The sequence below is a fragment of the Paenochrobactrum gallinarii genome (assembly GCF_014205685.1).
GTDB lineage: Bacteria > Pseudomonadota > Alphaproteobacteria > Rhizobiales > Rhizobiaceae > Paenochrobactrum > Paenochrobactrum gallinarii.
In genome coordinates this window covers 25,611-52,408 of sequence record NZ_JACIIU010000004.1, presented here as the reverse complement: position 1 = coordinate 52,408, position 26,798 = coordinate 25,611, and the positions used below count along the sequence as shown (strand labels likewise).

General features: G+C 51.2%; 18 protein-coding genes and 1 pseudogene. 10 read left to right on the top strand and 9 right to left on the bottom strand.

Going from position 1 to position 26,798, the window contains the following annotated elements; all coding sequences use genetic code 11:
* Nucleotides 1-16: 16 nt before the first annotated feature.
* Together accD and FHS77_RS06070 are read left to right on the top strand one after the other, a co-directional pair.
* The gene (gene accD, locus FHS77_RS06075; RefSeq protein ID WP_184221368.1) at nucleotides 17-922 is read left to right on the top strand and encodes an acetyl-CoA carboxylase, carboxyltransferase subunit beta; all 906 of its coding nucleotides are present in this window, start codon (nucleotides 17-19) and stop codon (nucleotides 920-922) included.
* A 45-nt stretch (nucleotides 923-967) separates the two neighbouring features.
* Nucleotides 968-2,260, top strand: a complete 1,293-nt coding sequence (locus FHS77_RS06070) for a bifunctional folylpolyglutamate synthase/dihydrofolate synthase (RefSeq protein ID WP_184221806.1) — start codon at nucleotides 968-970, stop codon at nucleotides 2,258-2,260.
* A gap of 88 nt (nucleotides 2,261-2,348) precedes the next feature.
* On the opposite strand, the gene trxA is transcribed toward FHS77_RS06070, so the two are convergent.
* From trxA to ahcY, 7 genes are all read right to left on the bottom strand, one after another.
* On the bottom strand, nucleotides 2,349-2,672 hold the full coding sequence (gene trxA, locus FHS77_RS06065) for a thioredoxin (RefSeq protein WP_184221366.1): 324 nt from the start codon (nucleotides 2,670-2,672) through the stop codon (nucleotides 2,349-2,351).
* 166 nt (nucleotides 2,673-2,838) lie between these two features.
* Nucleotides 2,839-6,369, bottom strand: coding sequence for a double-strand break repair helicase AddA (gene addA, locus FHS77_RS06060; RefSeq protein WP_184221364.1), 3,531 nt, complete (start codon nucleotides 6,367-6,369; stop codon nucleotides 2,839-2,841).
* Entirely contained in the window at nucleotides 6,366-9,530 is a 3,165-nt protein-coding gene (addB, locus tag FHS77_RS06055) for a double-strand break repair protein AddB (RefSeq protein WP_184221362.1), read from the bottom strand. Before addB ends, addA begins: the two co-directional genes overlap by 4 nt.
* Nucleotides 9,531-9,563: 33 nt before the next feature.
* Nucleotides 9,564-10,286, bottom strand: a complete 723-nt coding sequence (locus FHS77_RS06050) for a nucleotidyltransferase family protein (protein WP_184221360.1) — start codon at nucleotides 10,284-10,286, stop codon at nucleotides 9,564-9,566.
* A complete protein-coding gene (gene tsaE, locus FHS77_RS06045) occupies nucleotides 10,283-11,821 on the bottom strand; it encodes a tRNA (adenosine(37)-N6)-threonylcarbamoyltransferase complex ATPase subunit type 1 TsaE (RefSeq protein WP_184221358.1) in 1,539 nt (512 codons plus the stop codon). Before tsaE ends, FHS77_RS06050 begins: the two co-directional genes overlap by 4 nt.
* A gap of 3 nt (nucleotides 11,822-11,824) precedes the next feature.
* Nucleotides 11,825-14,428, bottom strand: a complete 2,604-nt coding sequence (locus FHS77_RS06040) for a sensor histidine kinase (RefSeq protein ID WP_184221356.1) — start codon at nucleotides 14,426-14,428, stop codon at nucleotides 11,825-11,827.
* 335 nt (nucleotides 14,429-14,763) lie between these two features.
* Nucleotides 14,764-16,164, bottom strand: coding sequence for an adenosylhomocysteinase (gene ahcY / locus FHS77_RS06035; RefSeq protein WP_184221354.1), 1,401 nt, complete (start codon nucleotides 16,162-16,164; stop codon nucleotides 14,764-14,766).
* Nucleotides 16,165-16,513: 349 nt separating this feature from the next.
* On the opposite strand from ahcY, the gene FHS77_RS06030 reads away from it, so the two are divergent.
* Entirely contained in the window at nucleotides 16,514-17,908 is a 1,395-nt protein-coding gene (locus FHS77_RS06030) for a leucyl aminopeptidase family protein (protein WP_184221352.1), read from the top strand.
* 106 nt (nucleotides 17,909-18,014) lie between these two features.
* Nucleotides 18,015-18,365: a MarR family winged helix-turn-helix transcriptional regulator gene (locus FHS77_RS06025; protein ID WP_184221350.1), complete on the top strand. Its 351-nt coding sequence runs from the start codon at nucleotides 18,015-18,017 to the stop codon at nucleotides 18,363-18,365.
* 9 nt (nucleotides 18,366-18,374) lie between these two features.
* On the opposite strand, the gene FHS77_RS06020 is transcribed toward FHS77_RS06025, so the two are convergent.
* Nucleotides 18,375-18,569 (bottom strand): hypothetical protein, encoded by a 195-nt coding sequence (locus FHS77_RS06020; protein WP_184221348.1) that lies wholly within the window; start codon nucleotides 18,567-18,569, stop codon nucleotides 18,375-18,377.
* A 175-nt stretch (nucleotides 18,570-18,744) separates the two neighbouring features.
* Here FHS77_RS06020 and mutM point away from each other — a divergent pair, with 175 nt between their 5' ends.
* Nucleotides 18,745-19,638 (top strand): bifunctional DNA-formamidopyrimidine glycosylase/DNA-(apurinic or apyrimidinic site) lyase, encoded by an 894-nt coding sequence (mutM, locus tag FHS77_RS06015; RefSeq protein WP_184221346.1) that lies wholly within the window; start codon nucleotides 18,745-18,747, stop codon nucleotides 19,636-19,638.
* A gap of 125 nt (nucleotides 19,639-19,763) precedes the next feature.
* Here the strand turns inward: mutM and FHS77_RS06010 are convergent, their stop codons facing one another.
* Nucleotides 19,764-20,153 (bottom strand): DUF4354 family protein, encoded by a 390-nt coding sequence (locus tag FHS77_RS06010; RefSeq protein ID WP_184221344.1) that lies wholly within the window; start codon nucleotides 20,151-20,153, stop codon nucleotides 19,764-19,766.
* A 183-nt stretch (nucleotides 20,154-20,336) separates the two neighbouring features.
* Between FHS77_RS06010 and FHS77_RS06005 the strand changes: the two genes are divergently transcribed.
* The 5 genes and pseudogenes from FHS77_RS06005 to recF all read left to right on the top strand — a co-directional run bounded on the left by FHS77_RS06005 (nucleotide 20,337) and on the right by recF (nucleotide 26,790).
* Nucleotides 20,337-21,110 carry an enoyl-CoA hydratase gene (locus tag FHS77_RS06005; protein WP_184221342.1) on the top strand — a complete coding sequence of 258 codons (774 nt, stop codon included), beginning with the start codon at nucleotides 20,337-20,339 and terminating at the stop codon, nucleotides 21,108-21,110.
* Nucleotides 21,111-21,397: 287 nt separating this feature from the next.
* Nucleotides 21,398-21,664: a 30S ribosomal protein S20 gene (rpsT, locus tag FHS77_RS06000; RefSeq protein ID WP_184221340.1), complete on the top strand. Its 267-nt coding sequence runs from the start codon at nucleotides 21,398-21,400 to the stop codon at nucleotides 21,662-21,664.
* A 1,158-nt stretch (nucleotides 21,665-22,822) separates the two neighbouring features.
* Nucleotides 22,823-24,292, top strand: a pseudogene (gene dnaA / locus FHS77_RS05995) (chromosomal replication initiator protein DnaA); the annotation flags it as partial.
* Nucleotides 24,293-24,499: 207 nt separating this feature from the next.
* Nucleotides 24,500-25,618 carry a DNA polymerase III subunit beta gene (gene dnaN, locus FHS77_RS05990; RefSeq protein ID WP_184221338.1) on the top strand — a complete coding sequence of 373 codons (1,119 nt, stop codon included), beginning with the start codon at nucleotides 24,500-24,502 and terminating at the stop codon, nucleotides 25,616-25,618.
* A gap of 8 nt (nucleotides 25,619-25,626) precedes the next feature.
* Complete coding sequence (gene recF, locus FHS77_RS05985) at nucleotides 25,627-26,790, top strand: DNA replication/repair protein RecF (protein ID WP_184221336.1); 1,164 nt, start codon at nucleotides 25,627-25,629, stop codon at nucleotides 26,788-26,790.
* Nucleotides 26,791-26,798: the final 8 nt, after the last annotated feature.

Here is a 26,798-nt window from a genome sequence, read left to right as displayed (position 1 = left end):
TTACGGAAAAGTCACCATGAACTGGATTACAAATTACGTTCGTCCAAAAATCAACTCGATGCTTGGCCGTCGTGAAATGCCGGAAAACCTCTGGATCAAGGATCCGTCGACCGGCGAGATGGTGTTCCATAAGGATTTGGAAAATAACCAATGGGTTATTCCGGCTTCTGGTCACCATATGCGTATTCCGGGCAAAGATCGTCTGCGTTTCTTCTTTGATAATGGTGAATATACTACGCTTGAAATACCAAAAGTTCCGGTTGATCCGCTGAAATTCCGCGATGAAAAGCGCTATATTGATCGCCTGAAAGACTATCGCAACCGCACCGGCCTTGAAGATGCAATCATCAGCGCTGTCGGCACCATTGAAGGTTTGCCGATTGTTGCGGCGGTGCAGGAATTTTCCTTTATGGGCGGTTCGCTTGGTATGGCTGCCGGTGAAACTATCATCAAAAGCTTTGAAAAAGCCATTGAACTGAAGCGTCCGCTGGTGCTGTTTGCTTCTTCCGGCGGTGCACGTATGCAGGAAGGTATTCTGTCTTTGATGCAGCTGCCGCGCACCACTGTGCTGGTTGAAATGCTCAAAGAAGCTGGCCTGCCGTATATTGTTGTTCTGACCAATCCGACCACCGGTGGTGTGACCGCGTCTTATGCAATGCTGGGTGATATCCATATTGCAGAACCCGGCGCCCTGATCGGTTTTGCAGGCCCGCGCGTGATCGAGCAGACCATCCGTGAAAAACTGCCGGAAGGTTTCCAGAGCGCAGAATATCTGATGGAGCACGGTATGGTGGACATGGTTGTGCCACGCACCGAGCTGAAAGAAACCATTGCCCGTCTTTTGAAAATGATGATGAAGCAGCCAGCGACACAATCAGCAGAGACAAAAGAAGTGGCAGCCAAAACCGATCCTGCCGTTTAAGAAGTCATTATCATGAGCAAAGCTGCCGCTGCCATTGAGCGGTTGATGGAATTGCACCCAAAGGGATTCGATCTATCACTGGATCGGATCCTGCGGCTTTTAGAGCGGCTGGGTAATCCTCATCTCAATTTACCGCCTGTTATTCATATTGCCGGCACCAATGGTAAGGGGTCGACGTCAGCTTTTATACGCGCATTGCTGGAAGCCTCGGGTTTGAGCGTGCATGTGCATACTTCGCCGCATCTGGTCAATTGGCACGAGCGCTATCGCTTGGGCGCGCAGGGCGGCGGCCAATATGTCTCGGATGATGTGCTGGCCGAGGCGGTTGAGCGTGTCGCTGTGGCCAATAATAGTGAATATATCACCGTTTTTGAAATCATGGCCGCTGTTGCGTTTGTGCTTTTCTCCGAGCATCCGGCCGATGTCGTTGTGCTGGAAGTGGGCCTTGGCGGACGCTTTGATGCCACCAATGTGGTTCCAGATCCGGCTGTTTCCGTCATCATGCCAATCGGCATTGATCATACGGCATTTTTGGGCGACACAATCGAAGCAATTGCCGGCGAAAAAGCCGGTATTATGAAGCGCAGTTGTCCGGTGGTTATCGGCTTTCAGCCAAGCGTGGCAGCGCTTGATGTACTGGTGGATAAGGCAGAACGCTTAAGATGTCCGGTCACAGTTTACGGACAGAATTTCATCGCTTTTGAAGAACATGGCCGGATGGTTTTTCAGGACGAGGAAGGGCTTGTTGATTTGCCTTTGCCGCGTTTGCCGGGGCGTCATCAGCTTTCTAATGCGGCAGCAGCCATTGAAGCTGTGCGCATGGCCGGCTTTGATCTGACCGATAAAGCCATTGAAAAAGCCATGCTGGTGGTGGAATGGCCTGCACGAATGCAGCGTTTGACCCATGGCGCATTGGTTGATCTTGCCCCTACCGGTTCTGAAATCTGGCTTGATGGCGGGCATAATCCGGCCGCAGGGCTTGTTATTGCCGAAGCTTTTGCCGAGCTGGAAGATCGTGTCCCGCGTCCGCTTTATTTGATCACAGGCATGATCAATACCAAAGACCCGAAAGGCTTTTTTGAAGCTTTTGCCGGTATGGCGCGTCGTGTTTTCACGGTCCCGATTGGCTCCAGTGACGCGAGCATCAATAATGCTGATCTGGCACTGGCAGCGGAAGCCGCTGGCATTCCGGCAGAACCGGTTCACTCTGTTGCCAACGCTTTGAAGCTGCTGCGTGATGCGAGCACCAATGATGAAGTGCCGCCACGTATTTTGATCGGTGGTTCGCTCTATCTGGCAGGTGATGTGCTGGATGAAAATGGCACGCCGCCTGTGTGATCAGGGCTGTTTGAGCAGTTTTAAAATGAGATCATAAAAAAAGCGGCTTCGTGAGAAGCCGCTTTTTTTAATCTTAAACATCAGCCGATTAAGCAGCTGAGTTTTTGATCCAGTCCGCCAAACGGCTTTTAGGTGCTGCACCAACCATATTGGCTGCAACTTCACCGTTCTTGAACATCAACAGGGTCGGGATTGAACGCACGCCGAATTGAGCTGCCAGTTCCGGATTTTCGTCAATGTTGAGCTTGGCGATTTTAACCTGACCAGCCATTTCAGCAGCGATTTCGTCCAATGACGGTGCAATCATTTTGCAAGGGCCGCACCATTCAGCCCAGAAATCTACGACAACAGGCACATCTGCCTGCAAAACGTCGGACTGGAAGTTGCTGTTGTCAATTTTTACGGTTGCCATGGGGCGTTCCTTTTCGATTCTATCTGACACATTATGTGGTGTTTGATGTGCCATACGTCAAGCATATAGAGTGCATCCCGAAAAAGTGCAAAGCGGTTTTCGGAAAAGATGCACGTAGAAAAACAGAGTATTATTTAAAGGTGCGAATGAATGTTACGGGTTAATCTCATTCATCCGCAATTTTCTCAGATTTGTGTCTTTCAAGTTTTCGGATGGCCTGCTCCATTATCTCCACCGGCAGTTCAATCAGGATCGGTGCTTCGGTGAAAAGCACTGCCGCTTCAATTTTATGCAGCGGATAAAGCGGCTTCATCAGCTCACGGTAAAGGGCAAGCTGCGTGATATAGGCAGAAGGCACTTCCTCAAGCGTCAGGGCAGGCGGACGGTTGGTTTTATAATCAATGATGCGAACTGTTGTATCGCTCACGCTTAAGCGGTCGATAATGCCCGAAACCGCTTGTTCTTTACCGTTTAAATCCAACATCCCCATTACTGAAACTTCAGACTTGGAACCATCGGCAAAAACCTCGGCAAAGGCTGCATCATTGAGAATTGTCTCAATCGACTTCCAGGCTTTTTCGCGGTTTTCTGCGCTCCAGTCTTTTCCGGCATGTTGCAAATATTGTTGTGCAGCTGAGCTACGTTCATCAACGGGCACATCAGGCAAATGCTGCAACAAAGCATGCATGATAGTGCCGCGCTGGAGCGCAAAAGCGGGGCTGTTGTTTAATGGCTCCAGCACTGGCGATTGATTACCGATTGGCGGCGCATCTTCCAGTTCAATCAGAGCGGAAGCCCCTGATGGTGTCAGCGGGCGGGGCATGCCCTTTTCCGGTGCCATACGGGTGCGGAAAGCCTCAGGCAATGGCGGATAGCTATGTGGTTTAGTGTCTTCTGCTTCATGAAGGGTGATGTCGCCAAGCGGTGTTTTTTGATAACGCCGCGCGCTTACCCCTTCCACCGGATGCTCGAAAGCATCCGAAAGCGGGCTTAAAGCGTCATCAACAAGCTTGTGCCATGTCTCGCCGCTTTCGCGCACACCACGATAGCCGCAGACAATCAAACGGTCTTCGGCGCGCGTCATACCCACATAAAGAAGGCGGCGATATTCTTCCTCAGAGCGGTTTTTCAATTCATCGCGCTGCTCAACCGTGGCACTTGTTTCAAGAGACTTGTTCGGTTGCCATAAATAGCCCTTGCCCTGAAAGCCGTCCGGCTCATGCATCGGAATGGCGATGAGTTTGGGTGCCTGACTGCTTGTCCATGCGCTGTTGCCAGGATCAACCAGAAAAACAATAGCCGCTTCCAGCCCCTTAGAGGCATGCACAGTCATGATGCGCACTTCATCGCGGCTTTGGTCAAGCTCGCGCTTAATCTCCGGCGTGGCGGCTTCCAGTGTCTCTAAAAAGGATTGTAAGCCCGGCAGTCCGGCGCGCTCGGTTGCCAGTGCATAATTTTGAAACTCGTCGATAATATCTCCGGCTTCCGGCCCAAGACGCGCCAGCAGCAAACGGCGCGCACCATCTGCACTTAAAATATGGGTGTAGAACTCATAAACCGGCATTGTATCGGCCATAGAGCGCCAATGGCTGAGCTTTTTGTGCACTTTGGCAAGCTCGGTATCGTCGCGGGAAGCCTGATAGAGTTTTTCAAACAATATCTGGCCTTTGGCGCGATCATGGGCAAGCGCGAATAGTTTATCATCATCCCAGCCGAAAAGCGGGCTTTTTAACAAGGCTGCGAGCGAGAGATTATCGGCTGGCTGCAACACAAAACGCCCGATTGCCATCAAATCCTGAATGGCAATATGAGAGGTCAGGCGCAAACGGTCAGCGCCCGCAACAGGCACGAGATTGTTTTTCAGTGCACGCGAGAGTGCAGGCATGAACTGGTCGCGTTTGCGCACCAGCACCATAATATCACGCGGCGCGATCTTGCGTCCCTTACCGGGAATAATTGCGCCACTATCAAGCCAGTGGCGGATGGTAGCTGCAATCTGGTCGGCGAGGCGGATGGCGGGTGCTGCCAAATGGTCAACAGGGGTGCGCCAGTCGTCCGGCTCTTCCACCACATGTGGTGTGAGCATATCCCAGATTTCAACGTCACCCGGTGCATCACTGCGAATGGCGGCATGAAGCGTCGGGGCGGGTTCAAGCCCAAGTCCGCGAAAGGCTTCGGGGCGTGAAAATACTTCATCCACGGCGCTTAAAACATCAGGCGTGGAACGGAAGGAAAAGTTGAGGCTCACTTTTTCAAAAGTAAGCTCGGCACGTTCGGCTTGTTTTTTGACGTCTTGGCCGGAGGCCGCAAAATCTTCCGGCACAGCGCCTTGGAAAGAGTAGATTGATTGTTTTTCATCACCCACAGCAAACAATGTGCGCCGGACATCACGCTGGCCAAGGCCGGAGAAAAACTCGTCCGACAGCATACGGATCACGCGCCATTGGTCAGGGCTGGTATCTTGTGCTTCATCGACAAGCACATGATCAATGCCGCGATCAAGCTTATATTGCACCCATTGCCCCGCACCATCACGGGCAAGAAGCGCCACGGTGCGGGTAATGAGATCATCAAAATCCAGCAAGCCGCGACGGCGTTTCAGCAATTGATAGCGTGACAACAGCTCATCGATAATCTGATAGGCAGCAAGATTGAGCCGCACCAGACGCAATAGTTTTATCCGCTCCATCGCCTCATAAATGCGGGTCGAAACTTCGGTGAAGCGATCATCAAAATCAGGCAACAGTTTTCGTACTGCTGCCGAGCCGACATAAGAGGCCGTTTTCGGCATGCCGTCGGTCTTTTTCAAAAATGCTTCCGTGAGCACTTCCTGCTTGTCGCGCAAAGTTTCAACTTTGCTCAGCTGTTTTAGTTGCAGCGCAAAATCCTGTGCGCGCGCTGCTCCTTTCGGGATAGAAAGGATGAGATCAAGCACATCTTCCTCAAATTCCAATACCGGCAATTGGTCATTGAGAATTGTTGCTTCTGTCTCATGAGGCTCAAAACGGAAAATGCTGCGTAATGCAGCTTCACGTTCTGAAGGCACACCAAGTTGTCGCAAAAACTCCTGCAAACCATGGCGCTGCCAGATGGCTTCGTCGAGCAGATTTTGCAGGCCAAATTCCCCTGCGGCATCAAGCACCTGTGTGAAGGCTTCAGCCAGAATCAGGTTGCCGCCATTATGCGCTGTTTCCAGCAATTGACGACGCGCTTCAGCGATGAGTGCTGTCTGCATCAAATCGTCGAGCATTTCAAAATGACCGGCAATATTGGCTTCCAGTGGAAACTGATGCAGGATGGCTTCGCAAAATGCGTGAATAGTCTGAATTTTCAAACCACCCGGCGTTTCCAGCGCACGGGCAAACAGACGACGCGCGACATTCAGACGGGCATTGGAGGGGTTTTGCCCTTCCAGTTTTTCCAGCACTTTTGCCAGTTGCGCATCATCTAGCATTGCCCAATCGGAAAGCCGTGAGAAAACACGGTTCTGCATCACCGCAGCTGCCGCTTTGGTGTAAGTCAGGCAGAGGATTTTGGAAGGATCTGTGCCCTCCAGCAATAGGCGAATAACACGCTCGGTCAAAACATGCGTTTTGCCGGAACCGGCATTGGCTGATACCCAGACACTATCAAACGGATTGGCAGCTTTGTTCTGCGCCAAAATTGTTTCCGGCGGAATGTTCAACGGCTTTTTCATTCGCTCGATCCTTCACCGCCATCAGCGCCACCATCTGCCCCTCCGGCCGACCATTCCAGCACGCGGGCGAGATGGTCATAATCGCCGGTGAGATCGGTTTCACGAAACGGCAGGGCACGGGATAAATAGCCCTTGCTCTGGCTCTTATATTCGCTCAGCAATTCTTCTAACCTGCGCCATGCTTCTTCGCCAATTTCGGGGGCGGTTTTTTGGCTTGGCTCCGGCCGGCTGATTTTCAAAATGGATTCCGGTACCACCGCGCCATTGGCTTTAAGGCGCACATAAAGAAGATCAGAAGCCGGTATTTCGCCAACCTCCTCAAAGGCACCGCGCGCTTGCAAGGCTGCTTCCAGTGCCAGCTGCGGGGACAGCAAAATATGTGCCTGTTTAGGTGAGGGCGTGGAACCGGTTTTAAAGTCAATGATTTCAGTGGTGCCGTCCTGCATCACATCAACACGGTCGGCGCGGCCTGAAAGCGTGATGCCGAGCGAGCCGATTTCGCGTTTTTTCGAGGCGATTTCGGCATGGCGGGTTTTGACGTTGTAGTTGCGATCTCGCTCCCAGTTTAAAAACTCCGGCACTAAAGCTTCAAAGCGTGGCCACCAGACAGCTTCGATCTCAATCGGCAGATCGGCATCAGCAAAGAGTTGGCGTCCGATTTCGATCAGATTTTGATGGGCTTCTTCCGCCATGACATCAAAACCGGATTGGGTGAAATGACCAATAATATCATGAAACAGCGTGCCGCGCTCGGCAGGTCCCGGATCACGGATCAGCGGATCAAGCGGGTTCAGTTTCAGGATTTTACGCGCATAAATCGCATATGGGTCGCGTCGCAATGTTTCAATATCGGTGACCGAGAAGCGGTCAGGCCGTGCTTCAACCGGCGGCTTCGGCTCCGGACGTTTAACGAAAGGCACATCCGCAGAGCGGTCAATTTCACGCGCCCAATGCAAAAAGCGTGCCCCACGCTGGCGCATATGATCGGTCACTTCATTGCCAAGCACGGTTTGCAGGCGTTGCAGCCAGCGTGAAGGCACGGTTGGTGCATTGTCGGTGCGATCAGCACGTGAAAGCACGACGTGATCCATGCCCAAAGCCATCTGGAAATCATGAGCCGCAAGGCCGGTACGTCGTTCCGGTGGTTCCAGTGCGATCTGCGCTTTCATCGGGCGCGACATGAAAGGATCATTGCGGGTTTTGGACGGCCAGCTGCCTTCATTGAGGCCACCGATAATCACCGTATCAATGGTTTGCAGACGGGCTTCCAGCGCACCCCAAATAAACAAACGCGGATTGCCACCGGGGCGTGGTTTGACAGTTTCGCCGGAAATCAATGCTTCAAAAACGGCTGGCCATTCAATGGTTTCAAATTCCAGCTCGGCTTGCGTGCCAATCAGATTGCGCAAAAGGGAGGCAAATTGTTCACCTGCCTCGCCGGAATAAAGTGCGCCGACATTTCCCTGCTCATCACGTGCGAGGGTTTCAAGCACCTCCACACTTGCGCGCACAATTGCCGCCATTTCCGTGTGCTGACCGGCACTTTTGGTGAAATCAGCCAGTGGTTTAACCGCTTGCGAGAGTTCTTCACACAAAGCCCGCGCATTTGTGATCTGTTCTTCAACGGTCAGGTCAATCCATAAAGGCTTGCGGTTGGCATTCAGCCCTTCGGTAAGTTTACCTTCAAAGAAATCCGGCAATTCAGCAATGGACGCGCGACCTGTGCCGCCACGAAAAGCGATCAGTTCCAGCGCTTCTGCGGCTAAGCGGCGCTCGATGCGGGGTTTGCCAAGCTTTGTCAGCGGGTGTTTCAGCAATGCCAGCAATGCCACCGGATCGCCCGGATTAAAGACGGTTTCAATCACTAGCCGCATGAGGGTGACAGGTTCCGCATCGCGCAAAAAGCGCCCGCCGGAATCATCGGCCTCAATGCCGAAACGGGCAAGTTCTGCGGCCACACGGCGCGCCAGATTACGGTCGGCGGTGACAAGAGCTGCGGTTTTGTTCGGATCGCTGATGGCTTCACGTAAAGCGCAGGCAACGCTTAAAGCTTCCTCGCGCTCATTGGCCGCTTCAATCAGATCAATCTGACGTGTGGCTGCCAAGCGATGCTCAATCGTCATATCGGGCTGTTGTAAAAGATCGCGCCAATGCTCGGTGCTTTCTGCCGGCCGCAAAGCCTCAGCCGCAATGCGCTCTAATGTCCGTTTTTCAGGCGAATGATCGGGCAGATGTTCCACTGCATCGCGATTGGTGCTCATGCTGGTGAGCAGCTGATAAAAACCATATTGCGGATGACCGAAAGTGGATGGATTTTGTTCAGGCCTGCCTAAAATGTGCCAGGCCGCATCATCAAGGTCGCGGTCAAGGCCGGGTAGCACAAGTGCGCCTTGCGGCAGCTTTGCGATCGTTGCAATCAGTTCGGCAGTGGCCGGAATAGAACCGGTTGTACCGGCAGCAATCACAGGTCCATCGGGGGGGGAGCGTTTGAGCCGATCGGTTTCGATTTCAATCAGGCGATTACGATAGGCTGCGGGATTGGTAACACCGCGCTCTTTCAAAACTTCCGGCCAAAGCGTGGTGACGATTTCCAGAAAGCTCAATGTGACCCGCCACCAATCGGCAAGTTCATCAGGCGCGATGAGTTGCAATTCTGCCCAATCGGCACTTTCGGTTTCGACCTGATCCATCAATGTGGCCAGATCTCGCGCCAGCCAGATGGCATCAGCGGTGGTGGTCGGCACGGAAACATCTTCAACGCCAAAAAGGGCGCGCACATGTTCAGGCAGGCTCTCGCGCCAGGGCTTGATCAGGCGGGTGAGCAGCAGCAAGCGCTCAGCCTTATTGATCGGCGGGTTGAGTTGCAGAAATTCCCGCGCATCTGCATCAAAAAATACGGCATCTTCATCCACATCACCGAGCGCACGGATAGAAGGCAGGATTGCCGAACGCGCATGGCTTTTTTCAACGAGAAGTGAGCGCAGGCTACGTGCCGCACGGCGTGTCGGCACATAGATGGTGGCTTTGGCCAGTGCTAAAGGATCGCTTGGATCAGCCGGAAAACCTTTGATGATTTTACCTTGCAGCAAGGCATCGACAAAGCTTGGCAGAAAGGGCGTGCCGGGCGGAATGGAAAAGATGTGCGGGTTTTGGGTGCTCATTCTTTTCTCTTCTCCTTTTTAGTCAGACCGGCTTTAGTTCAGGGCTGCAAGCGCCTTTTCTGCGTCTTCAATCGCATCGGGTGTACCGACCGTTATCCAATGGCCATGCATCGGCATAGCATATAGACGTTTATTCGCAATGGCATGGTCGAAATAGCGGTTGAGCGAGGAAACACTTGCCTCGGCATCTTTGAAAATGCCCGGGTGAATAATAGCGGCACCGGCATAAATAACCGGTTGCGGATCATTGTCTTGACGACGCAAAAGCCGGGCTTCCGGTGTCAGGGTAAAATCGCCTTTGCCGTCATAGCCGGTTGCCTGATCAAGGCGGGCAACCATCAGCAAAATATCCATGCGGGTTTCATCAAAAGCTTCTGCCATTTTTAGCAAATTGGCAGGCTCGCCTTGCTGATCAACCCAGAATGTATCCGCATTGAGGATGTAAAAAGCTTCACTCCCGAGGAGCGGCAAGGCATTGATAATGCCGCCTGCGGAATCAAGCAGTTCTGCGCGCTCATCCGAAATGCTGATTGCTATATCGTGGCGGTTTTCCAGGTGCTTTTCTAAGATGCCGGCCAGATAATGCACATTAACCACTGCTTGCCCGACACCTGCTTCCACAAGTGAATCCAAGCCATAATCAATCAGTGTTTTACCGGAAACCTTGACCATTGGCTTGGGGATCGTGTCGGTGATCGGGCGCATTCTTTTGCCTAAACCCGCAGCCAGAACCATTGCTTTTTTCAGATGGTTCATGGTTTTTTCTCCGTAAGTAAACCATATTTTTCGTACCAGTCCGCCACCGGTTTCAAATCCGGATGGGTGAGGACACGGCGCAAATAATCCTGAATACGCGGCAGGTGTGCCAAATAATGTGGTTTGCCGTCGCGCTCATCCAGACGCACAAAAATGCCAAGAATTTTGGAATTACGCTGCGCACCCATAATCGCATAAGCGCTCATGAAGGCGGCCTCATCAAAGGCTTTTTCCAAGCTTTTGCGGGTTTCGCAATAGGCGGCAATGATCTGTTGCTCAAGCTCTGCTGCAATGGTTACACGCGCATCCAATGCAAGCGACGCCAGATCATAAGCGGCAGGGCCATTCATAGCATCTTGAAAGTCAATCATGCCGATGCGGTCAATGCCGGATTTTTCTTCAAACCAAAAGAGATTTGGCGAATGATAATCACGCAGTAGCAAGCTTTTTTCAGCCGTTGCGAGTTTTAGAAAAACCTCGTCCCACGCATCGTGATAGGATTGTTTTTGTGCTTCATCGGGTTGTTTGCCGGTGATGCGCGGCAAATACCACGAACACAGTAAATCAACTTCGATCATCATCGCATCGCGGTCAAATGGTGCAAATTGATAATCATCGCAACCGGCGACCTTAACGCTCAACGGCCATTCAACCTGATGAAAATGCGCTAAGAAACGGGCAGCTTCTAAGTAGCGTGTCACGATGGGCTGACGGTTCTCATCCAGCACACCATCAACGCCCAAATGCTCCATCAAAATAAAGCCATTGGCTAAATCTTCAGCATAGATTTCTGGTACGCGAAAACCTTGAGCCTTGATCAATTTGCCGATAGTGGAAAACGGAATACAGCTTTCAGCAATATGTGCGGTTTTGCGATAGGTTTTGCCATTCGGCAATAAAGGCTCGCTGGTAAGCTCTGGCGCGTTCATCAGAATTTCGGTGCCAAAATCCGAAGACACTGTTTCATAGGCGCGAGGCGAAGCATCGCCGAGCAAATAGCGGCGTTTAGCTGGCTGCGCATTGAACAGGCGCTTATGCTCTTCTAAAAATGTGCGGATAGCACGGGAGCGGGTGAAGCGTTTGGCTGCATTTGTTTGCGCGGTAATGGTAACAAGGCGGCCTTGTTCTCCGTTTGCCGGATGGCGCAATTCAATGGCAAAGGCAGGTGTGCCCAACATGCCGTCAGCCTGTTCCGGCCATTCAACCAGCACAGCGCCATCTTGCAAAAATTCGTCAAAACCCAGTTCATCAAGCTCATCGCCACCAGACAAGCGATAAAGATCGGCATGGGCGATGGGCAGGCGCAATTCATCATAGGCCTGCACGAGGGTGAAACTCGGGCTTGGAACTTCGTAAGATTCATCATTGGCGATGGTGCGAATGAGCGCGCGTGCAAGTGATGATTTTCCCGCACCTAAATCACCGGATAATGTAACTAAGTCGCCGCGGTTAAGCGCCAGTGCCAGATCTTCGCCCAGAGCGATGGTGGCTGCTTCATCGGGCAGACGGATTTCAAAAACTTCTGATGCGGACATGATTTATTCAGCTGCGGCGCGGAAACTGCGCGCTTCGATTGGAAAACGGCAGGTGACTGTGGTGCCGCTATTGCTGGCGGTTTGAATGTGAACTGCGCCGCCATGAAGCTCAACAAAGCTTTTGACAATGGACAGGCCAAGGCCAGCACCACGTTTGCGGCCACCATTATTGTGGGACTGGAAGCGCTGGAAAACACTATCAAGCACTTCGCGCGGCATGCCCGGACCTTCATCCTGCACGCTGAAAACAATTTCATCGTCTTCACGCTCAACCATCAGGCGGATGTCGCTATCTTCCGGCGCATAATTGGCAGCATTGCTGAGCAGGTTGAAGAGAACCTGACGCAGACGATTGGCATCGGCGCGGAAACGCTCGGCATCTTCGCCAATATGCACGGCAAGGCCGATATTATGGTCGCGCAGACGCTCTGCCACCCGCTCGGCCGCTTCATTGATAGCGGCACTCACATCCACATCATCAATTTCCAGTTCCATGATACCGGCATCCACTGTCGCCAGATCCAGAATGTCATTCACAATGGTGAGAAGCACAGAGGAAGACGAACTGATATGGTCGAGATATTCATGCTGGCGCTCGTTGAGCGAGCCGAATGACGGGGTCTGCAACAGTTCGGTAAAGCCGATAATATTGGTAAGCGGTGAACGCAGCTCATAAGAAACATGCTGAACGAAATCGTTCTTAATCTGGTCGGCAAATTCCAGCGCTTCGTTTTTGTCTTTCAAGGCGCGCTCGACATGAACCGTATCGGTCACATCGATGAAGGTCAGCATGGTCTGGCCTTTTGGCAGCGGCACCAGTGCATAAGACAATACATTGCCGTCTGATAGTTCGATTTGTCCGGCCTGACCATCACGCACATCGGAAAAACCGGTGACAGCGGAAATGAAATCCTGCCAGATCGGGCTTCCGGCACGCTTTTCGGTCATGCGGGTGATGTCGGTGATATGCACCCCTTCCACCACCATGCCGGACGGCAATGACCACAAATTGGCAAAGGCCGGATTGGAAAGACGGATGCGGCCATCGGCACCAAACACGGCCACACCTTCGGCCAGATGGTCAAGCGTTTCACCCTGAACACGGATCAGCGTATTATAGCGGCCTTCCAGTTCAAACTTCTCGGTCATATTTTCGAAGAACCAGGTCACGCCGCCTTTGGGATGCGGATTGGCAACAACGCGCATGATGCGGGTGTCGGGCAGGTGCCACATATGCTCTTGCGGCTCGACCGAGCGATAGGCCGAAAGCATTGAATCTTTCCAGCGGCGCCATTCCGGCTGTTCCGGCAATTTGCCGTCACTGCGCAAACGGTCAAACAGCAGTGCATTGCTCGGACGCGATTCCAAAAAGGCGGTATCAAGCGACCACAGGCTGCTGAACGCCTGATTGAAGAATTGCAGCTTCATTTCCGGATCGAAGATCGCCACTGCTGTGGAAAGCTGATCAAGCGTTTCGGCATGGCTGCGAAGCGTGCGTTGCAGCTCTTCACGTACTTGTTCGATTTCGCTGATATTGGAAGCAAAACCGGCAGAGCCTGCTTCACCCGGCACTTCGGTTACGTCAAATATATGGCGGTCACCGGCAATGACGGTCGGCAATTGGCTGCGGAAGCCGGATGGCCCCATCCGTTCGCGCTCCATGCGTTCGCGGGCTTGGGTGCCAAACAATTCGCGGCCTTCCTGCACAGCCTGAATACCGTCTGCGGCTTCAACCGCTTTGATATAGGCATCATTGACCCATTCAAGGCGACCTTGATCATCTCTGATCCACACGGCCTGATCGAGCCTGTTCATCAGGCTGCGCAACAGATTGAGTGTTTCATAAAGATGATGATTTTCGGTTTTCAAAACCGCACATTCGGCCTGCACACCCTGCAAATGGATAAAGCGGGCAATGGCCAAGCCGCCGGAGGTGCGGCCGTTGACATCCAGCAAAGTGCCGTTGACGGTTTCGACCACCATGTCAAAGGTGATCGCCTTTTCGCGCAAATCACGAATGGCATGTTCAAGCGCCATTACGGAATCGGCACGCAGCCAGCGGCCAAAGGCTAAAAATAATGAGCGGTCGAGCGGCGCGCCGGTATCATCCGGCAACAGGCCAACGACTTCGGAATTGGCATTATAGCCGTCCCAGATAATGATGCGCTGGTCTTTGAGATTAAGAAGCGCTTCATTGCGCTGTGCCGTCATGCTGAGTTCTGCGCATTTTGCGCGCAGAGCGGCTGTTTCATTGACCATTTTGCTGCGGTCACGGATCAGCCAGCCAGCGGTCAGCAGGGCGGCACCCATCGCACCGGCAAAAGTCGCAAATTGCACCACATCCAAAGCGCTGACAGTGCCGAAGGGAAGCTCGATATGGCCGGAAAACTGGCTGTCTTGGGCGCGGCTAAGAGTGGTGAAGGAAAAAAACGCGGTGGTGGAGAGTGCCAGAGAAAAGGTTTTATTTTTGAGCGCGCCTAGCCATTGATATGCGTGTGCGCTGATACCTTTAACGCTTATAGCTTCAGGCCCCGTGTCGATGCAGGATTTGGCCGGTAACTGACCGGAATCGCTTCGTAAGCTCTGAAATGAGCCAAGGCCTTGCATTGTTTCTGTTCTCCGCCGCGAGAAAACAATAAAATTCAGCGTGAGAAGCCGGATTTCATTGTCTGGAATTACATAGAGCGTCATGTGTCTTTAGGACAAGCACGATGCGTAGTCTAACATTCAACACACAGCTTATAAACTGGGACAAAAGGTTAAATTCAAATGGCTCGGTATTCCTGACGGAATCCGGGGGCATTTGAAAATAAAGCTACGGTCGAATCAGTCCACAATACCCTTATGTGGAATCCCCGTGAAGCGTCTCAATGACAAAAAGAAAGGTCGGGCAAAAGATAAATTGCCCGACCTCAACATGTAGCGTTGTGGTTAACAGATTATTAATATCTGTAGTGTTCTGACTTGTAAGGGCCTTGTGGAGTGACGCCGATATATTCAGCCTGTTCCTCAGAAAGCACAGTCAGTTTCGCGCCAAGCTTGTCGAGGTGCAGACGTGCAACCTTTTCATCAAGGTGTTTCGGCAGCACGTAGACCTGATTTTCGTAAGCTTCAGGACGGGTATAAAGTTCGATCTGACCCAGCACCTGATTGGTGAAAGAAGCAGACATCACAAAGCTTGGGTGACCGGTGGCATTACCAAGATTGAGCAGGCGACCTTCGGAGAGAAGGATGATGCGCTTGCCATCCGGAAATTCAACCAGATCGACCTGTGGCTTCACATTGGTCCATTTCAGGTTTTTGAGTGCTGCAACCTGAATTTCATTGTCGAAGTGGCCGATATTGCCGACAATGCACATGTCTTTCATCTGGCGCATGTGATCAAGGGTGATCACATCCTTGTTGCCGGTGGTGGTGATGACGATATCAGCAGTTGAAGCTGCATCATCAAGAGTTACCACTTCAAAGCCGTCCATCGCAGCCTGCAAAGCGCAGATCGGGTCAACTTCGGTGACTTTCACACGTGCGCCAGCACCCAGTAGTGACTGTGCAGAACCTTTACCCACATCGCCGTAGCCGCAAACAACAGCCACTTTACCGGCCATCATCACGTCGGTGCCGCGACGGATACCGTCGACGAGCGATTCTTTACAGCCATATTTGTTGTCGAATTTCGACTTGGTGACGCTGTCATTGACGTTAATGGCAGGGAAAGGCAGAAGGCCTTTTTTGTGCAACTGGTAAAGACGGTTGACACCGGTGGTGGTTTCTTCCGTCACACCTTTGATGGCTGCGCGCTGTTTGGTGAAGAAACCTGGGGTTTCTGCCATGCGCTTTTTGATCTGGGCAAAGAAGTAGATTTCTTCTTCGCTTGTTGGGTTGCTCAGCACATCTTCACCGGCTTCAGCGCGTGCGCCAAGCAGGATATACATAGTAGCGTCGCCGCCATCATCCAAAATCATGTTGGATGGTTCGCCGTCAGTCCATTGGAAAATCTGGTCGGTATAGGTCCAGTATTCTTCCAGTGTTTCGCCTTTGATGGCAAAAACAGGCACGCCGGTTGCAGCGATGGCAGCGGCAGCGTGATCCTGTGTCGAGAAAATATTGCATGATGCCCAACGAACTTCAGCGCCAAGAGCAGTCAATGTTTCAATCAGAACGGCTGTCTGAATGGTCATGTGCAGCGAGCCGGAGATGCGGGCACCTTTAAGAGGCTGGGTCGGGCCGAATTCTTCGCGCGCGGCCATCAGGCCCGGCATTTCGGTTTCTGCAATATCCAGTTCCTTGCGGCCCCAATCGGCAAGGCTGAGATCCTTGACGACGTAATCTTGTTTGGCGGTCATCTGATAGCTCCGATGGCTGTTGATGTGTTTTATCTATTGCCTGCCGCTCTTGAGACTTCCCATCGGGATTGATGGAAGAGCGGCTATGGCAAAATGTTTTTCATGTCTTTTCACTAGCAGATCACGACAAAATTCACAATGGGACATAAAGAAATCTTTATGCGTATATGTTGGTGTTTTTATCCTTATTGGTAAATTTGCCCTAAAAAATATCTCTCATTTGGCTGTCGCTTTTGATTGATCATTCCCATTGCCCATAAACTTGGCTAATTATCGCTCTATCCATGTTGCATATTGTTGCTGGTCATGAGTCCGCAACAGATGCAGGTCATTGAAAAGGAATATGATAATGTCGGCTACGCGCCTCGAACTTCTGGCTAAAAAATCAGATACCAGCCTGCCGGTCTGGTTTGTTGCAAAAAACAAAGTGGAAGAGGCGGGCTTAAGCGCGAGTGCTGCGGCTTGGGCAAAGGCGCATGATTTTGATGGCGCGGCTGGCGCATTTCTGGTGGTTCCTAATGAAAAAGGGGCCATTGCCGGCGCTTTATTTGGCGTTGGCGAGCCTGACCGTGAAGGCCAAAACCGCATGCTTGCCGGTAAATTGTCATCGCTTTTGCCGGCAGGTGACTGGCACATTGAAAACCTTGAAAGCGATGCCACACTGGCGGCGCTCAGCTTTTTGATCGGCGGTTATCAGTTTAACCGTTACCGCAAAGGTTCCGCCAAGGGGCTCGTGCGTCTGGCTTTGCCGGAAGGTGCTGATCTGGCCGAGATCAACCGCATTGCATCAGCAGTGACTTTAACCCGTGATCTGATCAATACACCGACCAATGATATGGGGCCGGAAGCCTTGGAACAGGCTTTGCGCGATTTAGGCGAAGCCCATAGCGCCAAGGTTGACGCGACCGTTGGCGATGCATTGCTGAAAAATAATTTCCCGATGATCCATGCGGTCGGTCGCGCGGGTGCGCAAGCGCCACGCCTTCTTGATCTGACATGGGGCAAGGAAACAGATCCGAAGGTTACTTTGGTTGGTAAGGGCGTTTGCTTTGATACCGGTGGTTTGGATATTAAAACCCCTGCCGGTATGCTGTTGATGAAAAAAGACATGGGCGGTGCAGCCAATGTGATTGGTCTGGCAGCGATGATTATGGCGGCAAAGCTGCCTGTTCGTTTGCGCGTACTTATTCCGGCGGTAGAAAATGCCATTGCCGGTGATGCTTTCCGTCCGGGCGATGTGCTGACCAGCCGCAAAGGTCTGACTGTTGAAATCGGCAATACCGATGCCGAAGGCCGTCTGGTTCTGGCTGATGCTCTGGCACTGGCTGATGAAGAAAAGCCGGAATTGCTGATTGATATGGCAACTTTGACGGGTGCTGCTCGTGTGGCTCTCGGGCCTGATCTGCCGCCTTTCTACACCCATAATGAAGAGCTTGCTGCTTCTGTGGCAAAATCGGCTTATCAGGTGGCTGATCCTGTCTGGCGTATGCCGCTTTGGGAGCCATATGAGAAGAAGCTTTCATCACGCATTGCCGATATGAACAATGTCACCACTGATGGTTTTGCCGGTTCTGTGACAGCTGCTTTGTTCTTGTCGCGCTTTGTTGAAAACAGTGCTCAGTGGGCGCATTTCGACATTTATGGCTGGACACCGGTTGAAAAGCCGGAGGCACCATTTGGTGGCGCAGCACAAGCCATCCGTACCATCTATCAGGTGCTGTCGGATCGTTTCGGCAAAGCATAAATTGAATAGATACTCGCGGGCTGATTAACTTTAGCCCGCTGATCTGCTTGCGCAACCGGCAAAGACACGCTTTTATGTGGGTTATTCGTAACAAAGAGCTATCTTGATGCCGGTTGAGCTAAAACCACTGCAATCGCTGACCTTGCTGAAAAACCTTGCACTGACGCAGGTTCGTGATGAAATGCATGATCTGACCACAAGGCAGATGGCGATTTTACTGACAATTTATCTCGATCCGCCACCGCATACGGTGCGCGCCCTCGCGCTGCATTTAGGCGTCAGCAAACCGGTGATAACACGGGCTTTGGATAGTATGGGGGCTTTGGAGCTGGTTTCGCGTCATCGCGATGAAAAAGACCGTCGTAATGTGCTGATTAAGCGGACGGTTAAAGGCGCACTATATGTCGAAAGCTTAGGCGATCTGGTCATTAAGACGGCAAAAGAGCTGCCTTTATAAATTGAAATTTTAAAAGTTAAACAAGGTCGCGATTGCCTGAGGAATAAAGGCAAAAGATTCACTGCTGGCCGAAACCACCAGAACCGCGCTGATAATAGCAACAAATGTAAGTGCGCCTATCAAGCAGAACTCCAGAACCGAAGCGCTTGAGCGGTTTTTTGCAAATCTGTTTAATAATCCAGGCATTTTCTTAAATCCCGCCATTATGCGAACCTGATATCCAATCTACTGCCTCAAAATTTTAATGATCTTAAAAAACAAGGTTAACAAATTGACTTGCGCGTTTTTTGTTGAGCCTTGGCTGTTGAGATAGATGGTGACCATACGCATCTTCTGCGTTATGGCTGAAAATAAAGCTTTTTAATGATGAAGGTGATAAATGCCTGAATTACCTGAGGTAGAAACGGTTCGCCGTGGTTTGCAGCCCTTTATGGAAGGGGCAAGAATTGAAAAAGTGCAGCAAAACCGCGCCGATTTGCGTTTTCCTTTCCCTGAAAATCTGGCGGATAAAATCACCGGAAAGCGTATTGAGGCGCTGGGACGGCGGGCAAAATATCTGACCATTCATCTGGAAGATGATCAGACACTGATTTCGCATCTGGGGATGTCCGGCTCATATCGCATTGAAAGCGAAAGTGCGGAAAATCTGCCCGGACAGTTTATCCATGAGCGCTCTAAGAAAAGCGCACATGACCATTTGATCTTCTCATTAATGAATGATGAGGGGCAGAAGACCAATATTATTTATAATGATCCGCGTCGTTTCGGTTTTTTGGTGCTGGCGCAAACCAGCCGTCTGGATGAGCATCCTTTTTTGGAAAAACTCGGGCTGGAGCCGACCGGCAATTTATTGTCTGGCGAATGGATGGATCAAGCCTTTGCAGGCAAAAAAGCACCTTTAAAGGCTGCATTGCTGGATCAGAGCCTGATTGCAGGGCTTGGCAATATTTATGTTTGTGAAGCGATGTGGCGTACAGGGCTTTCGCCATTGCGCAGTGCCGGTTCTGTCACCACACAAGGTGGCGCAGATCCAGCTGTGGCTGACAGGCTTGCCACTCATATTCGGGAAGTGATTGCTGATGCAATTGCCGCAGGCGGTTCAAGCCTGCGCGATTACCGGCAGGCCGATGGCGAGCTTGGTTATTTCCAGCATTCTTTCTCAGTCTATGGTCGTGAAGGGGAGCCTTGCCGCCGCGAAGGTTGCAACGGTACGATTACACGCATCACACAAAGCGGGCGCTCGACCTTCTGGTGCGAGAGCTGCCAGCATTGAGTGCAAACTCATTTTATTGGCTGTTAGCCAGAATGTGTGGTGCCGGATTAGTACAAGGGATATTGTAGCCCTGAATATAAAATATCGCCGGATGAACCGGCGACATTTTATTTTTAATATCAGAATTAATCGCACTCGCTCGATATCTTAACGACTTGCGTAGCGTAGACAGCAGGTTTTGTATCACTGAACGATACAAAACCTTTCAGAGATTGTTCTGATGGTAATTTGCCGGAAATCAGTTTTTCATCAACTGCATCCATATGGTAAGCTTTCCCACTTTCATCATAGGCTTTCAGGCAGATTTTTTCCAGGTCGACATCAGTTTCCCCTGTATTCATAATCATAATATCGAATGTTTTCGCATAAGATACTTCGTTCTGGAAGCTTGTCGAAGACTGTGATTTGGGAGACGCAATAACAATTATGTTATTTGATGGTGTTGTTTGCGCAAAACTTGAATGAATGGATGAGGATAAAAACAATATTGGTAAAATATAAAATTTAATTTTCATAATAGAATATCCTTAATATATAAGGCTGATATACTTGTATTTATATATGGCAAATCAATGGCATCTTATTGGGTAATTTAATTTTTAAAATAACTAACACTATGTCAGATTTAAAAAAAACTGGACGGCTAAGATGGTGCTGGTTCAATAATGCTGAAGATTCAAGAGGAGGAGATTGACCCGATGACATATCAGACCATCATCGTCGAAACGCATGACAAGGTCGGGCTGGTAAAGCTGAACCGCCCTGAAGCGCTCAATGCTTTAAACAAACAATTGCTGGAAGAACTGCGCGATGCGCTGGCGGCATTGGAAGCAGATGACGCGATCGGTGTTATTGTGCTGACCGGTTCTGACAAAGCTTTTGCCGCTGGCGCTGATATTAAAGAGATGCAGCCGGTCAGTTTTGTTGATGCATATATAAATGACATGTTTGCTGATAATCAGCATATGGATTATGTGCGCAAACCGGTGATCGCAGCCGTAGCCGGCTATGCGCTGGGTGGTGGTTGCGAATTGGCAATGATGTGCGATTTTATCATTGCCGCCGATAATGCCAAATTCGGCCAGCCGGAAATCACTCTTGGTATTATGCCTGGTATGGGAGGCTCACAGCGCCTGACCCATTATGTCGGCAAGTCCAAGGCAATGGAAATGTGTCTGACCGGCCGTTTGATGGATGCTGATGAAGCGGAGCGCTCCGGTCTGGTCTCTCGTATTGTGCCTGTTGCATCCTTACTTGATGATGCGATGAAGACCGCCCAGAAGATTGCCGGTTTTTCACGTCCTTCTGTTTTAATGAATAAGGAGGCCGTCAACCGTGCTTATGAGGTCTCGCTTAATGAGGGCTTGCGGTTTGAGCGTCGTCTTTTCCATTCGCTCTTTGCCTTGGAAGATCAGAAAGAAGGCATGAGTGCCTTCATTGAAAAGCGTAAACCGGACTTCAAGAATCGCTAAACAGAGTGGAATCAGACGGGCAGAGCTTTATGCGGGACAAGTTCTGCTCCTTTTATCAGGCGCTGAAATTCAAATATTTTGAACGAAAACAAGGGTCTGATAGGCTTAAAACGCTATAAAACGGGTGTTTCCATGCGCATATGGTCAGAATCTGCGTTGACGTTGATGGAAAGCTGATCTATAAGCGCCCCACGGTTCGGTGGCACATGTGCCGCCCTTATAGTTTTGTGCACGGCGGTTAATATTATAGACCCGCTGGATTGCTGACAGTAAAAAGAGAGGCATTTATGGCCAACACTCCTTCGGCCAAGAAAGCGGTGCGCAAGATTGCTGCCCGCACTGAAGTTAACAAGTCACGTCGTTCACGCGTGCGCACTTTCATCCGTAAGGTTGAAGATGCGATCCTCGCTGGCGATCAGACTGCAGCTCAGGCTGCTCTGCAGGCCGCTCAGCCAGAGCTGATGCGCGCTGCAACCAAAGGCGTTCTGCATAAGAACACCGCATCGCGTAAAGTGTCACGTTTGACCAAGCGCGTTCAGGGTCTCTCAGCTTAATAGCTGCCAGATTTTGATAGTAGTTTTAAAAAACCCGGCTATTACAGCCGGGTTTTTTGTTGTCGGCATATGAGTACCGCCTTTAAGTGCGGACAGGCTGCGTCATTCGTCTCTCAGGCGCTGCCGGATGATGAAAATGATGAGATGCTGGCGTTAAGCAGACCAGCTTTTGTCTCGCGTCATTTGTTCTGGCGTGGCCAACGTTAAATACAAGCTTCTTGATCCCCATTTTCTGCCTGCTCTTTGATGAGGCTGGGTGTGGACCATACTTTAGCTCTTTCGACGATTCTTCATAAAATCGGAGATGGCTGAAACTACGCATCCTATCCTGCTGATATAGCTTTCATTTCTATTGGAATCGGTATTGAGGGCCAAAAAAATCACGTAAGATTATTGCGTTTAAGGCACAAATATTCGTCAATAGTATCATGTAGTTACAAGTTTAATCCATGCTTATCCACAGGCTCCGGACGGACTCGGAAGGGCTTTAGAGTCAAGCGAATAATTAATATTTTTTTTGCAGCAATTCTGGGGTGCGGAGTCGCAAATTCCAAAAAAATAAAGTGCTTTGAATCCAATGGTCTTACGCGTTTTTTACCCGATTCTCATTGTCAAGATGCTCTTTTCGGTCATCCTCAGCTCTCTTAAAAATGCAAAATCTGGGCTTGCCCTTTTAGCAAAACCTTAGCTAATGTTCAGGCATCAACGGGGCGGGCTTCTGACCCAGGTTTAAGCAAATAAATATGAAATGAATGCTTCAGGTTCACAATCTGAAGGTGGCTTTTTGTGACCTTCATTTGAGCTGGGGTTATGCGGTTTACCGTTCATTAACCCTGAAAGGTCTTCGCTGACCTTCATCGGCAAAGAGCGGTTGTTGAAAATCTGAATTCGGGCAATCAGCATGGTTGAAGAAGGAAATGTGAGTCGGTGATGTAACAGTTGCGGATTTCAGTTTTGACCTGACAACAGGTTGTTTCTTTTAAAAAATAATGACAAGCGCCGGAAACGGCGCGCCGTAATGTGAAGGCAGATGAAGCGATGATAGTGACGGGCAACAAAGTGACAGCAGCGAAGAGCAATAATACGCATGCGGATTGTGGCACTGAAACATCGGCTTCTCAGATTAATAATCAACAGATGATTGCAACAATTAATGATAGCGAAGCCGCGTTTGAGCGTCTGACCTCCAAGCTCAAAGCCCGCGTTGGCAGCGAAATTTATTCCAGCTGGTTTGGCCGCCTGCAATTGGACGATCTGTCCAAGAGCATTGTGCGCTTGTCTGTACCGACCGCTTTCTTGCGTTCCTGGATCAATAACCATTACACCGAGCTTCTGACCCAGCTTTGGCAGGAAGAAAACCCGCAGATCCTCAAAGTCGAGATCGTTGTGCGCGGTATGAGCCGTGTAACCCGTCCGGCACCTGTCGCGGAAGTTGCTGTGGCTTCGGAACCGCAGCCGGTAGAGACCCGTGCGCCGGTACGTGAAAAGATTGCTTTTCCTGTTGGTCAGCCAACCAATGAAAAGCGCGGTGCAGCCCTTGCCATGGAAACCCCGTCATCCGGTTCGCAAGGCGCGGTTCTCGGCTCTCCGCTTGATCCGCGTTATACATTCGACAGCTTTGTTGATGGCGCTTCCAACCGCGTTGCTCTGGCTGCTGCCCGCACCATCGCGGAAGCCGGTTCCAGTGCTGTTCGTTTCAATCCTCTGTTTATCCATGCTTCCGTTGGTCTTGGTAAAACGCATCTTTTGCAGGCAATTGCCGCGGCTGCTATCCAGCGCCCTGAAAAGCCACGCGTTGTTTACCTAACGGCTGAATATTTCATGTGGCGTTTTGCAACTGCAATCCGTGACAACAATGCGCTTTCTTTCAAAGAACAGCTGCGCGATATCGATCTTCTCGTCATCGACGACATGCAGTTCTTGCAGGGTAAGTCGATCCAGCACGAGTTCTGCCACCTGCTCAACACTTTGCTTGATAGCGCTAAACAGGTGGTTGTTGCAGCTGACCGTCCGCCGTCAGAACTTGAATCGCTTGATGTACGTGTTCGCTCCCGTTTGCAGGGTGGTGTCGCACTGGAAGTCGCAGCACCTGATTATGATATGCGTTTTGAAATGCTCAAGCGCCGTTTGGTTGCAGCGCAGGTTGAAGATTACACGCTTAATATTTCGGAAGAAATTCTGAGCCATGTTGCCCGTACAGTCACCGGTTCCGGCCGTGAGCTTGAAGGTGCGTTCAATCAGCTATTGTTCCGTCAGTCTTTCGAGCCTGATCTTTCCATCGACCGCGTTGACGAATTGCTGGGTCATTTGACCCGCGCCGGTGAGCCAAAACGCATCCGTATTGAAGAAATTCAGCGCATCGTTGCCCGCCACTATAATGTGTCAAAGCAGGATTTGCTCTCGAGCCGTCGTACCCGCATCATCGTAAAGCCGCGTCAGGTAGCGATGTATCTGGCGAAAATGCTCACTCCGCGTTCCCTGCCGGAAATTGGTCGCCGCTTTGGCGGACGTGACCATACAACGGTTTTGCATGCGGTGCGTAAGATCGAAGATCTGGCCGGTGCCGACACCAAATTGGCGCAGGAATTGGAGCTGTTAAAGCGTCTGATTAACGATCAGGCAGCGTAAAGCGGCTTTAAAAGCACAAGTTATCAACATAAAGCCCGCATATCCACGGTTGATGTGGTTGTGCGGGCTTGCTTTTTTGGCTAGTTTTCTGCCACTTTACTATCCCTTGGGGCGGTCATTCGCCCAGCCAGTCGCGCAAGGCTTGCGCTTCGTATGAAACGATGGTGCGGCGTCTTGTGTGACCAGAAGTCAGCGAGTTCGTTTATCATGCGTGTTACTCTGGAACGTTCCAATCTTCTGAAATCTCTCAACCATGTTCATCGTGTTGTGGAGCGCCGTAACACGATTCCTATTTTGTCCAACGTGTTGCTGCATGCCGAAGGCGGAAGCCTTGCGATGAAGGCAACCGATCTGGATTTGGAGATTAATGAAGCAACCGCAGCAATGGCTGAAGAAGCCGGCGCTACGACTGTCCCTGCCCATCTGCTTTATGACATTGTGCGTAAATTGCCTGATGGTGCCGAGGTGCAGCTTGCAACCAATCCTGACGGCAATTCGGTTTCGGTCATTTCCGGCCGTTCGTCTTTCCGTTTGCAGTGCCTGCCGCAGTCCGATTTTCCGGAGCTGACAGCGGGAAGCTTCACCCATAGCTTTGTTATGAAGGCGCTGGATTTCAAACGTCTGATTGATCGCACCCAGTTTGCGATTTCAACGGAAGAAACCCGCTATTACCTCAACGGTATTTATCTGCATGCAATTGAAAGCGATGGTCAGCTGAAATTGCGCGCTGTTGCCACCGACGGTCACCGTCTGGCACGGGCCGAGCTGGAAGCGCCAAGCGGTGCTGAAGGTATGCCGGGCATTATCATCCCGCGCAAAACCGTTGCTGAATTGCAGAAACTGGTGGATGTGCCGGATACAGATGTCACCATTGAATTGTCGGATGCAAAAATCCGCTTCACCATTGGTTCGATTGTTCTGACCTCAAAGCTGATTGACGGTACTTTCCCTGATTATCAGCGGGTGATTCCATCCGGCAATGACAAGAAACTGGTGATTGACCGCCAGAATTTTGCTTCATCGGTGGATCGTGTGTCGACAATTTCGAGCGAGCGCGGCCGTGCGGTTAAACTGTCGATCAGCGATGGTCAGTTAACCCTGACCGTTAACAATCCGGATTCAGGTTCTGCGACCGATGAGCTGGCCGCTGATTATGATGCGGATCCGATTGAAATCGGTTTCAACTCGAAATATCTGCTCGACATTACCAGCCAGCTTTCCGGCTCTGAAGCCGTTTTCATGCTGGCTGATGCAGGCTCTCCGACAGTGGTGCGCGACACCGGTGACGAAGATGTGCTGTATGTCTTAATGCCGATGCGCGTATAGTTGATGATTTGAGCACGTCGGGTGATCATAAAAGCCGTCTGGACCGGGTCTCGGTCCGGCGGCTTAAGCTTAATAATTTTCGCAATTACGATGTGCTGAACCTGCCATTGGGGGCGGGTCATGTGGTGCTGACGGGCGATAACGGCTCGGGCAAAACCAATCTTCTGGAAGCTGTTTCTTTTCTGTCGCCCGGTCGCGGTTTGCGCCGTGCTGCTTATGGCGATGTGTCCCGTCATGATGCTGCCGATGGCTTTGCCATTCATGCGACCTTGGAAAATGATCTTTATGGCGAGGCCGAAATCGGCACCGGCACGGCTGGTAATAATGCCGGTGAAGCAGGGCGGCGGGTGCGTATCAACGGCTCCGCCACTGCTGCCGATGAATTGTTAAATTATGCCCGTATTTTGTGGCTGACGCCGTCACAGGACGGGCTTTTTACCGGTGGGTCCGGTGATCGCCGCCGTTTTCTTGATCGGATGGTGCTGGCCATTGATACCGGCCACGGCAAACGGGTGGTGGATTACGAAAAATCCATGCGCAGCCGCAACCGTTTGCTGAGTGACGGTGTGAGTGATCCGCAATGGCTTGATGCGATTGAGAATCAGATGGCGGAACTTGCCATTGCTATTGCGGCAGCGCGTGCCGAAATGATGCGGCTTATCAAAACCATGATTGAGCATATGCCGGATGACAGTCCGTTTCCGAAAGCGGATTGTTTTCTGGAAGGCACGCTGGAGCAGCGAATCGGGCTCGAGGCAGCACTTGATCTGGAAGAGGATTTTCGCCGCAGCCTGCGTGACGGGCGGATGCGCGACAGAGCCAGCGGCCGCACGCTTGATGGCCCGCACCGCACCGAGATGATTGTGCATCACAGGCCAAAGCAAATGCCTGCGGCTTTATGTTCGACAGGCGAACAAAAAGCATTGCTGATCGGGCTGGTGCTGGCTCATGCACGTTTGACCGGCGAGCTCTCACGCATGGCGCCGATCCTGCTCTTGGATGAAATAGCCGCGCATCTTGATATAGGGCGGCGTGCAGCGCTGTTTGGCATTCTGGATGATCTTGGTTGTCAGGCGTTCATGACTGGCACTGACAAGGCTTTATTCGAAACTCTGCATGGCGATGCGCAATTCTTTCAGGTATCCTCAGGGGCATTGACCCCTTATAGCTGAGGCAAAAA

Bases quoted from the DNA above. Each gene is read 5' to 3' on its own strand.
- accD (WP_184221368.1), top strand. From the start codon at position 17: ATGAACTGGATTACAAATTACGTTCGTCCAAAAATCAACTCGATGCTT.
- FHS77_RS06070 (WP_184221806.1), top strand. From the start codon at position 968: ATGGAATTGCACCCAAAGGGATTCGATCTATCACTGGATCGGATCCTG.
- trxA (WP_184221366.1), bottom strand. From the start codon at position 2,672: ATGGCAACCGTAAAAATTGACAACAGCAACTTCCAGTCCGACGTTTTG.
- addA (WP_184221364.1), bottom strand. From the start codon at position 6,369: ATGAAAAAGCCGTTGAACATTCCGCCGGAAACAATTTTGGCGCAGAAC.
- addB (WP_184221362.1), bottom strand. From the start codon at position 9,530: ATGAGCACCCAAAACCCGCACATCTTTTCCATTCCGCCCGGCACGCCC.
- FHS77_RS06050 (WP_184221360.1), bottom strand. From the start codon at position 10,286: ATGAACCATCTGAAAAAAGCAATGGTTCTGGCTGCGGGTTTAGGCAAA.
- tsaE (WP_184221358.1), bottom strand. From the start codon at position 11,821: ATGTCCGCATCAGAAGTTTTTGAAATCCGTCTGCCCGATGAAGCAGCC.
- FHS77_RS06040 (WP_184221356.1), bottom strand. From the start codon at position 14,428: ATGCAAGGCCTTGGCTCATTTCAGAGCTTACGAAGCGATTCCGGTCAG.
- ahcY (WP_184221354.1), bottom strand. From the start codon at position 16,164: ATGACCGCCAAACAAGATTACGTCGTCAAGGATCTCAGCCTTGCCGAT.
- FHS77_RS06030 (WP_184221352.1), top strand. From the start codon at position 16,514: ATGTCGGCTACGCGCCTCGAACTTCTGGCTAAAAAATCAGATACCAGC.
- FHS77_RS06025 (WP_184221350.1), top strand. From the start codon at position 18,015: ATGCCGGTTGAGCTAAAACCACTGCAATCGCTGACCTTGCTGAAAAAC.
- FHS77_RS06020 (WP_184221348.1), bottom strand. From the start codon at position 18,569: ATGGCGGGATTTAAGAAAATGCCTGGATTATTAAACAGATTTGCAAAA.
- mutM (WP_184221346.1), top strand. From the start codon at position 18,745: ATGCCTGAATTACCTGAGGTAGAAACGGTTCGCCGTGGTTTGCAGCCC.
- FHS77_RS06010 (WP_184221344.1), bottom strand. From the start codon at position 20,153: ATGAAAATTAAATTTTATATTTTACCAATATTGTTTTTATCCTCATCC.
- FHS77_RS06005 (WP_184221342.1), top strand. From the start codon at position 20,337: ATGACATATCAGACCATCATCGTCGAAACGCATGACAAGGTCGGGCTG.
- rpsT (WP_184221340.1), top strand. From the start codon at position 21,398: ATGGCCAACACTCCTTCGGCCAAGAAAGCGGTGCGCAAGATTGCTGCC.
- dnaN (WP_184221338.1), top strand. From the start codon at position 24,500: ATGCGTGTTACTCTGGAACGTTCCAATCTTCTGAAATCTCTCAACCAT.